General features: G+C 67.4%; 5 protein-coding genes. 2 read left to right on the forward strand and 3 right to left on the reverse strand.

The features are described from left to right. Positions 1-33: 33 nt before the first annotated feature. The 3 genes from tldD to PX653_RS14890 are packed head-to-tail and all read right to left on the reverse strand — an operon-like array spanning position 34 to position 6,532. Positions 34-1,494 carry a metalloprotease TldD gene (gene tldD, locus PX653_RS14880; protein WP_277413557.1) on the reverse strand — a complete coding sequence of 487 codons (1,461 nt, stop codon included), beginning with the start codon at positions 1,492-1,494 and terminating at the stop codon, positions 34-36. Positions 1,495-1,544: 50 nt separating this feature from the next. Then, complete coding sequence (locus tag PX653_RS14885) at positions 1,545-2,342, reverse strand: carbon-nitrogen hydrolase family protein (RefSeq protein WP_277413558.1); 798 nt, start codon at positions 2,340-2,342, stop codon at positions 1,545-1,547. 50 nt (positions 2,343-2,392) lie between these two features. Beyond that, the gene (locus PX653_RS14890) at positions 2,393-6,532 is read right to left on the reverse strand and encodes a YhdP family protein (RefSeq protein WP_277413559.1); all 4,140 of its coding nucleotides are present in this window, start codon (positions 6,530-6,532) and stop codon (positions 2,393-2,395) included. Between the two features lie 265 nt (positions 6,533-6,797). Here PX653_RS14890 and glnE point away from each other — a divergent pair, with 265 nt between their 5' ends. After that, positions 6,798-9,521 carry a bifunctional [glutamate--ammonia ligase]-adenylyl-L-tyrosine phosphorylase/[glutamate--ammonia-ligase] adenylyltransferase gene (gene glnE / locus PX653_RS14895; protein WP_277413560.1) on the forward strand — a complete coding sequence of 908 codons (2,724 nt, stop codon included), beginning with the start codon at positions 6,798-6,800 and terminating at the stop codon, positions 9,519-9,521. Positions 9,522-9,796: 275 nt separating this feature from the next. Continuing rightward, complete coding sequence (locus PX653_RS14900; protein WP_277413561.1) at positions 9,797-12,655, forward strand: TonB-dependent receptor plug domain-containing protein; 2,859 nt, start codon at positions 9,797-9,799, stop codon at positions 12,653-12,655. Positions 12,656-12,669 lie beyond the last annotated feature (14 nt).

Here is a 12,669-nt window from a genome sequence, read left to right on the forward strand (position 1 = left end):
TTGCTTTGAAAAAACGGTGACTGTCACCGTTTTTTATGCGGTGCCGCCCACGGTGACGCCGTCGATGCGCAGGGTGGGCTGGCCGACGCCCACCGGCACGCTCTGGCCTTCCTTGCCGCACACGCCCACGCCCGGGTCCAGCTTCATGTCGTTGCCGATCATCGAGACGCGGTTCAGCACGTCCGGGCCGTTGCCGATCAGCGTGGCGCCCTTGACGGGATACGTCACTTTACCGTTTTCGATCATGTAGGCCTCGCTGGCCGAGAACACGAACTTGCCGTTCGTGATGTCGACCTGGCCGCCGCCGAAGTTGACCGCGTACAGGCCGTTCTTGACGGACGCCAGGATCTCGGCCGGGTCCTTGTCGCCCGCCAGCATGTACGTGTTCGTCATGCGCGGCATCGGCAGGTGCGCGAACGATTCGCGGCGCGCGTTGCCCGTCACCGGCATCTTCATCAGGCGCGCGTTCATCGTGTCCTGGATGTAGCCGCGCAGGATGCCGTCCTCGATCAGCGTGGTGCACTGGGTCGGGTTGCCTTCGTCGTCGATATTGAGCGAGCCGCGGCGGTCCGCCAGCGTGCCGTCGTCGACCACCGTGACGCCCTTGGCCGCCACCCGTTCGCCGATGCGGCCGGAGAAGGTCGACGAGCCTTTGCGGTTGAAGTCGCCTTCCAGGCCGTGGCCGATCGCCTCGTGCAGCAGGATGCCGGGCCAGCCCGGGCCCAGCACGACGGTCATCGGGCCGGCCGGGGCCGGACGCGAGTCGAGGTTGACCAGCGCGCCCTTGACGGCGTCTTCCGCGTACTGCTGCAGCAGCTCGTCGGTGAAGTAATTGTAGTCATAGCGCCCGCCGCCGCCGGACGAGCCCATCTCGCGCCGGCCGTCCTGCTCGACGATGACGGTCACCGACACGCGCACCAGCGGGCGGATGTCCGCCGCCAGCACGCCGTCGCTGCGCACCACCAGCACGACATCGTATTCGCCGGCCAGGCCCGCCATCACCTGCACGACGCGCGGGTCCTTGGCGCGGGCGATCTTCTCGACGCGCTCGAGCAGCTTGACCTTGGCCGCCGCGTCCAGCGAGTCGAGCGGATCGTGCGGCAGGTACAGCGAGCGGCCGCCGACGGGCGTCATGCTGCCCGCCACCTTGATCTTGCCGGCGCCGGCGCGCGCGATCGTGCGCGTGGCCGCCGCCGCGTCCAGCAGGGCCGCTTCGGAAATCTCGTCGGAGTACGAGAACGCCGTCTTGTCGCCGGAAATGGCGCGTACGCCCACGCCCTGGTCGATCGAGAAGCTGCCCGTCTTGACGATGCCTTCTTCCAGGCTCCAGCCCTCGTTCTTGGTGAACTGGAAATACAAGTCGGCATAGTCGACCTTGTGGGTGAACATCGTGCCCAGCGTCTTGATCAGCTTGGCTTCGTCCAGCCCGAACGGGGTCAGCAGCACGTCGCGGGCCAGCGCCAGCGACGACAGGTTCGGTTCGAATGGTTTCATGGTGCTCTTTCTACGTTGGCTTTGCCGTCATTGTAGTGGATTGGGACGATCTACATCGTCCGGTGCTTCAGTGCCGGCAGGCTCTCGCGCACGCCGTCCAGGTAAGAAAGGTCGAGCTCGCCATGGATGACGCCCTCCCCCTCGGCCAGCACGGCCTTCACCTCGCCCCACGGATCGACCAGCATGCTGTGGCCCCACGTGCGGCGGCCGTTGACGTGCTCGCCGCCCTGCGCGGCCGCCAGCACGTAGCACTGGTTCTCGATGGCGCGGGCCCGTAGCAGGATTTCCCAGTGCGCCCGCCCGGTCGTGTACGTGAACGCGGCGGGCACGACGATCAGGTTGACGGGGCCCATCGCGCGGAACAGCTCGGGGAAGCGCAGGTCGTAGCAGACCGACATGCCGACCTTGCCCACCGCCGTCTCGACCGTACCGACGGAGCGGCCCGGCACGATCGTGCGCGACTCGTTGTACGACTCGGTGCCCTTGGTGAATCCGAACAGGTGGATCTTGTCGTAGCGGCCCACGTGGCGCCCTTCCGGGTCGTACACGAGCGTCGTATTGATGACTTTCTCGGGATCCTCGCTGGCCAGCGGCAACGTGCCGCCCAGCAGCCAGATGCCGTGTTCGCGCGCCATCGCCGCCATCGCTGCCTGGATGACGCCACTCCCCAGCGGCTCGGCCTTGCCCACCTTGTCGCTGTCGCTGCGGCCCATGATGGGCCAGTATTCCGGCAGCAGCACCAGGCGCGCGCCCGTGGCGGCGGCCTCGGCCACGAGACGGGCCGCAGTGGCCAGGTTGTCCTCCACGACCGGGGTGGAGACCATTTGTACGGCGGCAACGATAGTCATCAATGCTCCTTGTCTGGGCTAACTGCTGAAATCGAACTGCTGGGCTCGAACTACTGGGACCGAACCACCGGCTCGGTATCAAGCTTCGTGATGACAGGCGCCTTCCACGGGCCCGTCACCTGCATCTGGTACGTCAGCGCCTTCATCACGGGCGCGGACAGGAACAGCTGGGCCAGGTAACTGCCCAGCCCGATCACGGGATTCACGGCCAGCGCGTACACCAGCGGCGCCGTGCCCAGGTTCACCTGCGGAATCACGACGACGTGCAGGTTGGTCGATTCGTTGGCGATGTCGGCGCTGCCGGACATCAGCACCGTGGCCTGCACGCCATGCATCCTGAGGTTATCCGTTTTCGCGATGCCCCGCTCGATCTGCGCCGTCGCGCTGATGCCGTCGAATGCCAGCCCTTGGGCAAACACGTCGTGGAAATCGAACTTCAGCAGGCGCGGCAGCGCCTGCAGGCTGAGCACGCCCAGCAGCTTGGCGGCGCCCGGGTCCTGCTTCAGGAACTGGCCCTTCTCCACGCTCATGACGAGCTTGCCGGACAACGTGGGGATGTCCAGCGCATACGGCAAGCCCTTCCAGGAAATGTCGCCGGACAGCTTGCCCTTGCCATTCTTGAGCGTGTCGGCGAAGCCGAAGCGGTCCAGCAGCTTGCCGGCGTCGACGATGTCCAGGCTGAAGTTGAGCGAGGAATCGTGCTGGCCATTGCGGCTGACCCAGCGGCCCGTGCCGTGCAGCGCGCCGTCCGGATTCTCCAGTGTGAGCTTGGACACGCGCCATTCGCGCGAGGATGTGATCAGTGCATTGTAGGCCTGCAGCTCCATGCGGCCCAGCTGGCGGTTGAACAGCTCGAAGCGCTCCGCCACGATGTCCAGCGCGGGAATCGCCGGCGCGCTGGCCGAGGCCGACTTCTCCAGCAGGTCCTTGACGTCGCCGGCGGCCGATTCCGGAATCAGCAGGCTGGACAACCGCGCCGTGACCTTGCCCAGGCCCCGCCCCGTGGGCGACTCGTTCCACGTGATGTAGCCGTTGGCCTGGCGCGAGTCGACGTTGGCCTGCCACGCACCGTTGCGGTGGGTCAGCCCCACCACCACATCGTTGACCTTGCGCCCGGCGATAGTGAGTTCGTCCGCGCGGGCGGCCAGCAGGTCGGCCGCCACGTACTGCGCCAGGCCGGGGCCCTCGCCCGCGCCCGCGGCGTGCGCCGGTCCGGCGGCATCCGTCACCGTGCCCACCAGGCCGATCCAGTCGTCCACGTTGAGGGACTTGACGCTGGCATGCAGCGCCATGCCGCTGTCCGGCTGCGGGGCCGGCACGTTCAGGCCGATACCGCCGCGCACCAGCTGCCATGGCCCCTTGTCCTGGCGCTGGCGCTGGTAGCGCGCCTCGATCGCGTCGCCCAGCGTGATGCGGATGTCGTCATGCGCCTGGCCGGCCTCGTTGGCGGCTCCGCCGTTCAGCACAAAGTGCAGCGGCAGCGCGTCCGCCGCCGCCTTCGCCAGCGGCGCGGGGAAGTCCAGCGCTACGCCCGTCAGCGCCGACTCGACGAATACCTGGTATTGGTGATTGGCGGCCGTGATGACGCCGTGGTAGCGCGTCCCGCCGGCAAAGCGCTCGGCGAGCTTCTGCATGACGGGCGTCGGATAGGTGCGGCGCAGCCCGTCGGCCGTGACGTTGCCGCCGATGCGGACCTGGATCGTGCCGTCGCGCTGGGTGCCGCCCGCCACCGTCAGCTGGCCGCCCAGCAACGTGCCGTTCAGGCCGTTCAGGTTGACGCCGTGCTCGTGGAACTCGATCTTGCCCGTGGCCAGCAGCACGGGCGGCATGTCGTGCCACAGCACCACGTCGTTGCCCTGCAATGCCAGGGTGCCCTGCACCTTGCTTTCGCGCAGGCGTGCCAGCGGCAGGCTCAGCTTCAGGCCCAGCTTTGCGTTGCCCGTGGCCGTGGTCTGGTCGGTAAAGTGGCCGATCCATTCCAGCACGGGGCTGTTGGCCACGTAGCGCAGGTAGTCCTGCATGGCGCCGGCCGCGCTGCCGTCGATCTCCAGCACGCTGTCGTGGTGGATCAGGTCGGCGATGACGGCCTTGACGTTGTGCAACGCCACGTTGCCCGTCCTGGCCGTGTCGGCCTTGATTTCCATGCTGGCCCGGTCGAACGCGAACGTGCCCCGGATCTGCTCGGCCTGCGGCCACAGCGGCGCCTTGCCGTCCTTGCCGAACACGCCGGGCTCATAGTTGAGCTTGGCATCGACGAGGCGGCCCGCGATGCGGAACTCGCCCTTGTCCTCGGCCGGCGTGCCGCTCGCGAACGGGAAATGGGCCAGGTCGCCGCGCAGGCGCAGCGAAGCGTCGGTGGCGGTACCGGCTTCCAGGGCGCCCGTCAGCCAATGGTGCAGGTGTTCCGGCGTGGCCCGCGGCAGGTAGCGGCCGATGCGATTGATGACGAAGCCGTCCAGCGTGCCAGTGAAATCGGCCACGCCGGGACCGCTGCCGTCCAGCACGTGGCGGCCCTTGAGCGCGCCCTTCAGGCCGTCCTGGTCGAACGCGAAGTCATCCATGTCGATGCGGGTGGCCTTGTCGTCGTGCGTCCAGCTGGCTTTCAGCTTGAGCTGCTGGAACGCCATGGCCGGCTCAGCGAACCAGGCTGGCATGCGCAACACCAGGTTCGGCGCATCCAGGCGCACGCTGCCGCCGTCCTCGGCCGCGTCGATGCTGCCGGACAAGTGCTCGAAGCCGGGCAGCGCCGGCAACTTGGCCATGCCGGGCGCGGCGGCGCGCGCCGCCAGCGGATTCATGCCCAGGTCGGCCAGGTCGGCCTTGACTCGCCAGGCCTGCGGCGCGCTGGCCGGGCCCTGCCAGCGGGCATCCAGGTCCAGCACCCGGCCCCGTGGCGCCAGCTCGCCCAGCACCGCGCGCTGGGCGGGCGCCAGCGGCAGCCGGGTGGCCAGCGCGGCCACCATGCCCAGGTCCAGCGAGCGGGCCGTGACTTCGGTGCGGGCCGGCTGCTTGCCGGACGCGGGCACGTAGCGCTCGGACAGGGTGGTGGGCGCCAGCACCATGCCGTCGCGCGTGCGCAACGTGAAGCCCGTCACGCTGGCCCGGTGACCCAGTGCGCCGAACGGCACGGCGGCCAGGTCGCGGCGGCGGTTGCGCGGCGGCTTGTCCTCAGCAAAGGCGATGCGGCCGGACAGCGCCGCCACGTCCAGCGCGGGCAGGTCGCGGCCCAGCGTGGCGCGCACGTCTTCCAGGTTGACGTCCGCCGTCACGCCATACAGGCGGCTGTAGTCGATGTCGAGCCAGGCACGCAAGGTGCCGCGGCCGGACTGCAACCGGGCCGGCTGGCCGTCGCCGTATGGATTGTAGGGTTGCCACGCGGCCAGGTCGTTGCCGCCCACGGCGGCGTAGATCGTGCCATGCCACTGGCGCACGTCGGAGACGCGGCGGGCAAAAGCAGGATGGGAGAAGTCCGCGCGCAGGTCCAGCGTGTCGCGCGCGCCACCCGTGGCGGTGGCGTGGACGGCAAACTGGTGCCGCCGCCACTGGTTGCGCAGCATCAGGCTCATGTTCTGCAGCACCAGCGGCGGCGTGCCACGTTGGGCATCGAGCCACTCCAGCCGGCCCTCGCGGATGACGATCTCGCGCTGCCCCAGTACCCACTCGGAGCCGCGGCCGTCGTCCTTCTTGTTCAGGTCCACGAGGATGCCGGCCACGAGCAGGCGGCCGTCGGCCGTGCGCGCCACCTGCAGGTTCGGGCGGATCAGTTCGATGGATTCGAAACGCACGTCCAGGGTGGCCAGGCTCCACCACGACAAGGTGGCTGAGACGCTGGGCAGGCGCAGCGCCTGGCGGCCGTCGCGGTCGCGCAGCACCACGTCGCCCAGGAACAGGTTGGGGCGCAGGCCGGACCAGGAGGCATAGATGCGGTCGATGGTGACGGGATTGCCGACGGCGCGGCTGGCGAGGCGTTCGATGTCGCCCTTGTAGCTGTCGATCTGGGGCAACACGGCCCAGCGCAGGACGAGGAAGACGATGGCAAAGATAAAGTACAGCAGCAGCGCCAGCTTCAGCGTAAAACCCAGCACGTGATGGCTGGCGCGGTTGCACAGGCGGTAGGCGGCCAGCAGGCGGTGCCAGCGGGCGGCCAGCGGTCCTTCCTCCTGCTGCGGCTCCGGCGGCCGGGGCGCCAACTTGTCTTCTGCCGATTTTTCCGTCAACACTTCATTATCCCGGGCCTGGCCGGATGCCCGGCGTAGAATATTCAACTGCGTATCTCAACTGCGTATCTCAACTGCGAATCTCAACTGCGAATCTCAACTGCTGATCGATTGCGGCGGCCCACGGGCCGGCGGCCACATTCTACCGCAAGGCCCGGCTACACTAAGTTCCGTAACGCATTCTCTTACAGAACGTTACGCTATATTTACGACATTCATAAATCTCAAGAAAACACCCATGCCGAACGCCACTGCCGAGGACTCCCGCTTCTACCAACGCTGGCTGGCCGCGGAACCCGGCCGCCAGGACCGCATCGATGGGCTGGTGCAGTCGTCGCTGGCAACCGTCGATCTGGATGCCCTGCTGGCACGCGAACGGGCCAACGGCGACGCCGCCCCGCTGCCGCTGGCGCGCGGCATGCGGCGCCTGCGCAACCTGCTGATCGCCGGCCTGATCCGGCGCGACCTGGAGGGCCGGGCCGACCTGGACGAGGTGGTCACGGCCGTCACGCGCCTGGCCGACTTCGCCATCCGCGGCCACCTGGCCGAGCTGGACGCCGAGATGCGCGCCGCCCACGGCGTGCCGACCGGGCACGAATCGCACCAGGAACAGCAACTGATCGTGCTGGCGATGGGCAAGCAGGGCGGGTTCGAGCTGAACGTGTCGTCCGACATCGACCTGATCTTCGTCTACCCGGAGGATGGCGACACGGTGCCGACGGCGCCGGGCCAGCGCGTGCTGTCGAACCACGAGTACTTCATCCGCCTGGGCAAGAAGCTGATCGCCGCCATCGCCGAAATCACGGAGGACGGCTTCACGTTCCGCGTCGACATGGCGCTGCGTCCGAACGGCGGCTCGGGACCGCTGGCGGCCAGCCTGGGCATGGTGGAGCAGTACCTGATCGTGCAGGGCCGCGAGTGGGAACGCTACGCGTGGGTCAAGGCGCGCGCGGTAACGGGGGCGCCGGAGGAGATCGCCGCGCTCGAGGCCATCGTGCGGCCGTTCTGCTTCCGTCGCTACCTGGACTTCGGCGTCATCGACGCCATCCGCAACATGCACGCGCAGATCCGCGCCGAGGTCAACCGGCAGGAGCGGCTCCATCCGGACCGCAGCCACAACGTCAAGCTGGGCCGGGGCGGCATCCGCGAGATCGAATTCCTGGCCCAGGTCTTCCAGCTGATCCGGGGCGGGCGCGATCCCAGCCTGCGCGACCGCTCCACCCGCGCCACGTTGCGCCAGCTGCCCGACAAGGGCCTGATGGCGGCCGACCTGGTCGAGCGCCTGCTGGAATCGTACACATTCCTGCGCAACCTGGAGCACCGCCTGCAGTACCTGGAGGATGCGCAGACCCACACGCTGCCGCCGAACGAGGCCGACCGCGCCACCGTCGCGCGCATGATGGGCCTGCCCGACACGGACGCCCTCCTCGCGCAACTGGACACGCACCGCCGCTTCGTGGCCGAACAGTTCGACGCGATGTTTGCCGACAAGGGCGGCGACGATGCCGAGGCCGACACCGACTGCGCCGATCCGGACAACGTGGAAGCCATCGAGGCCCGCTTCACGACGCTGGGCTATGACGATCCGGCCGCCGCCGCCCGGCGCCTCGTCGCCACGTGGCAGGCCCCCCGGCTGCAGTCGATGCCGGAAGCGAGCCGCCAGCGCCTCGTCACGCTGATCAATGCGGCGCTGCCGCTGATTGCCCGCGCGGCCGAGCAGAACGGTGTCGGCAGCCAGCTGGCCACCCTGGGCCGGTTGCTGGACTTCCTGGAAGCGGTGGCGCGGCGCTCGGCCTACCTGTCGCTGCTGACCGAATACCCGCACACGCTGGAGCGCGTCATCGCCATGATGCATGCCAGCGCCTGGGCCGCCACGTTCCTGACCCAGCACCCGATCCTGCTGGACGAGCTGCTGGACGACCGCATCCGCAATGCCGTGTTCGATGCCGTCACGCTGGCGCAGGACCTCGACGCCCAGCTGGCGGTGGCGGCCGGCGACACGGAGCGCCAGCTGGACATCCTGCGCGAAGTCCACCATGCCCAGCTGTTCCACTTGCTGGCGCAGGACCTGGCGGGCGACCTGACGGTGGAGAAGCTGGCCGATCATCTGTCCGCGCTGGCCGACGTCATCGTCGCGGCCGTCGTGCGCACGGCCTGGCTGACGGTGGCCAAGCGGCACCGCGAGGTGCCCCGCTTCGCCGTCATCGCGTACGGCAAGCTCGGCGGCAAGGAGCTGGGCTACGTGTCCGACCTGGACGTCATCTTCCTGTTCGACGACGACGACCAGGAGGCGCCGGGACTGTACGCGAAGCTGGCACAGCGCTTCATCACGTGGATGACGTCGCACACCTCGGCCGGCATCCTGTTCGACATCGACACGGCGCTGCGCCCGGACGGCGCCAGCGGCATGCTGGTCTCGTCCGTGCAGGCGTTCGAACGCTACCAGCAAAATTCGGCCTGGGTGTGGGAACACCAGGCGCTGACCCGGGCCCGCTTCTGCGCGGGCGACGCCGACATCGGCCGCCAGTTCGAGGACATCCGCAGCGTGGTGTTGCGTGCGCCCCGCGTCACGGGCGCAGAGCTCAAGCGCGAGGTGCTGGCGATGCGGCGCAAGATGCACGACGCCTATCCGAGCCGGGCCGGCAGCTTCGACCTGAAACAGGATGCCGGCGGTATGATCGACATCGAGTTCATCGTGCAGTACCTGGTGCTGGAGTACGCAGGACGTTATCCGCAGTTGACGGGCAATGTCGGCAACATCGCCCTGTTGCGCATCGGCGGCGAACTGGGCCTGGTCGATGCCACGCTGGCCGGCAAGGTGGGCGACGCCTACCGGGCGATGCGCAAGCTGCAGCACCAGTTGCGCCTGCAGGGCGAGCCGTCGCGCGTCGATCCGGCCCGGGTGGCGGGTCATGCCGGCCATGCCATCGCCCTGTGGCAGTCGATCTTCGGCAGCGAGTGAGCATTCCCTGCCGCCCATGGGATGACATCTTTTCCCGTCATATTGCCAGGAGATAATTACTTTTCCCACTCATAAATTGCGTGGTAAATAAAAGACAACTACCCGTATTCCTGAAGAATACGGTTTGTATGTTTGCCACGCTTGTCTAACATTCATGGTTTGGTGCTTCGTTACGGAGCGCCCCAAGGCTTTCAACACAACAGGGAGCAACCATGAGAGAAAAAAGCATTTCGCGCGCCGTCCGGCTGATAGGCGTTGGTGGGGCCGTCCTCAGCATGCAAGTCCTGGCGCAGACCGCCGAGGCACCGATGCAGACCGTGCAGGTCACGGGTTCGCGCATTGCTTCGCCGGGCGCCGAATCGCCATCGCCGCTGCAGGTGCTGACATCGGCCGACATCGCCGCGTCGGGCGCGACGAACCTGCAGGAACTGCTGATGAAGAATCCGACGCTGGGCACGCCCACCGTCAGCCGTACCAATTCCAATTTCTCCACGTCGAGCGCCGGCGTCTCGACCGTCAACCTGCGCAACCTGGATACGTCACGCACGCTGGTGCTGCTGAACGGCCGCCGCTTCGTGGCCGGCATCCCGGGTGAGACCGCGGTCGACCTGAACGTGATCCCGACCGATTTCATCGAGCGCGTCGAGCTGCTGACGGGCGGCGCCTCGGCGACCTACGGCTCCGATGCCGTGGCCGGCGTCGTCAACATCATCACCAAGCGCAACTTCACGGGCCTGATCCTGGACGTCCAGGGCGGGCAGAGCACCAAGCACGACGACACCAAGAAGAAATTCTCCGCCACGTGGGGCACCAGCAACGCCGATGCCTCCAGCAACATCATGGTGCACTTCGGCTTCTCCAAGCAGGGCGCCGTTTACTCGAAGGACCGCGAGGCCTCCGCCGTCGACCAGAACTCGGCAGGCGATCCGGAAGACCTGTTCCGCGTCACCCGCCCCTTCTATTCCAGCTTCGCACCGCAGGGCCGCTTCTTCGACGACAACGGCAGCTTCACCTACGACCGCAACGGCAATGTCATCCCGTGGAACACCAACGGCACCAACGGCCAGGCCGCGACCGGCTTCAACCGCTCGGAGTTCCGTTCGATCGCCGTGCCGACCGACCGCTACCTGCTGGCGACGACGGGCACGATGAACCTGAACGACAACCACACGGTGTTCTTCGAGGGTAACTACGCGTCGACCCGCGTGTCGACCATGCTGGAGCCGTTCGCGCTGGGCTCGGACGACATCTACAAAGGCGACACGGGCGGCCAGGTGCCGGCCGAACTGCTGATCAACGGTACGCTGCGCCGCAACCCGCTGGTGCCGGACCGCCTGTTCAACAACATCAGCGACACCAACGGCGACGGCCTGCGCGATTACTTCTTCACGCGCCGCCTGGCGGAGGTGGGCACCCGCGGCAGCAAGGCCAGTCGCGACACGTTCCGCCTGGCCACTGGCCTGAAGGGCAACTTCAACCTGCTGCGCGAGTGGAACTACGAGACCTATGTCGCCTACGGCCAGACCAAGGAATCGCAGAGCTCGAGCGGCCAGGTCAACGTGCTGAACTTCCGCCACGCGCTGGAAGCCATCACCGATATCGACGACCTGAACCAGAACAACAACCGCACCGAGACGATCTGCGCCGACTCCACCGCGCGCGCGCTGGGTTGCGTGCCGATCAATGTGTTCGGCTACGGCAGCATCACGCCGGAAGCGCTGAAATACGTCAACGCACCCGGCAGCCTGGAAACCAAGGTCACGCAGAAACTGGCCGGCGGCTCGATCAACGGCGAAGTGTACGACCTCCCCGCCGGTGCGGTCGGGGTCGCCGTGGGCTTCGAGTGGCGCGGCGAGGAATCGTCCAGCGAGGCCGATGCACTGACGCAAGCCGGCCTGAACGCCGGCAATGCGCTGCCGCCGACCTACGGCAAGTTCAACGTCAAGGAACTGTTCGGCGAAATCCGGGTACCGGTCCTGAAGGACAAGCCGTTCATCAAGGAACTGAACCTGTCCAGCGCCTTCCGTCGCGGCAAGTATTCCACGGTGGGCTACACCACCAGCTGGAACGCCGCCGCCGAATGGTCGCCGATCGCCGACGTGCGCTTCCGCGCGACGCGGGCGCTGTCGACACGCGCGCCGAACATCAACGAGCTCTTCCAGCCGGCACAACAGACTTTCCCGGCCGACATCGTCGACCCATGCGAAGGCATCACGGCGACCGGTGGTGGCGCCCGCGGCGACGCTTGCCGCGCCGCGCCAGGCGTGGCGGCCAACATTGCCGCGAACGGCGCCTTCACGCTGAGCCAGTCGGACATCCAGGGCATCAGCGGCTATGACCGCGGCAATCCGAACCTGCGCGAGGAAAAAGGCTGGTCGACCACCGTCGGCGTGGTATGGACGCCGCGTTCGATCCCTGCCCTGAAGAACGTCACGCTGACGCTGGACTACTTCGACATCAAGATCGCCGACGCGCTCGTGTTCATGCCACGCCAGTACGCGCTGGAGAACTGCTACGGCGGCGACGGTTCGCTGTGCAACGTGATCACCCGCCGCCCGGCCGACGTGGGCCCGAACAGCGCCGGCTCGCTGGAGTACATCGACTCGCTGGTCAGCAATACGGGCAGCAAGGCCACCGAAGGCGTCGACATGACGGCATCGTGGGCCGGCGCCGTTGGCCCGGGCCGCCTGAATGCACGGTTGGCCTGGACCTGGCTGCGCGAAGGCTACGACACGCCAACCCCGGGCGCAAACCGCGACTACTGGGCTGGCGAAGTGGCACAAAGCCCGAAAAACAAGGCGTCGATCAACCTGGCCTACAAGTGGGGCCCGATCGGCATCGCGGCCGCGACGACTTACATCGGCAAGTCCTACCTGGACGACCAGTTCCTCGCGCAGCTCGACTTGCCGCGCAATGCCGTGGGTATCGGTTCGCGCACCTACCAGGACTTCCAGCTGACGTACGAGCTGCGCAAGAAGTGGGAGGTGTACATCGGCCTGGACAACGCGTTCAACACGAAGGCGCCTCCGATCGTGTCCGGCTTGCCTGGCAGCACGACCGGTGCCGAGACCGAAGCGGGCGCCTATGACCCGATCGGCCGCCGCTACTACCTGGGCCTGCGCGCCACGCTGTAAGCGTACGCGCACGG

The sequence above is a fragment of the Pseudoduganella chitinolytica genome (assembly GCF_029028125.1).
In the GTDB taxonomy this organism is placed as follows: domain Bacteria; phylum Pseudomonadota; class Gammaproteobacteria; order Burkholderiales; family Burkholderiaceae_D; genus Rugamonas; species Rugamonas chitinolytica.

Coding starts and splice junctions, on each gene's coding strand:
- PX653_RS14885 (WP_277413558.1), bottom strand. CDS start 2,342: ATGACTATCGTTGCCGCCGTACAAATGGTCTCCACCCCGGTCGTGGAG.
- PX653_RS14900 (WP_277413561.1), top strand. CDS start 9,797: ATGCAAGTCCTGGCGCAGACCGCCGAGGCACCGATGCAGACCGTGCAG.
- glnE (WP_277413560.1), top strand. CDS start 6,798: ATGCCGAACGCCACTGCCGAGGACTCCCGCTTCTACCAACGCTGGCTG.
- tldD (WP_277413557.1), bottom strand. CDS start 1,494: ATGAAACCATTCGAACCGAACCTGTCGTCGCTGGCGCTGGCCCGCGAC.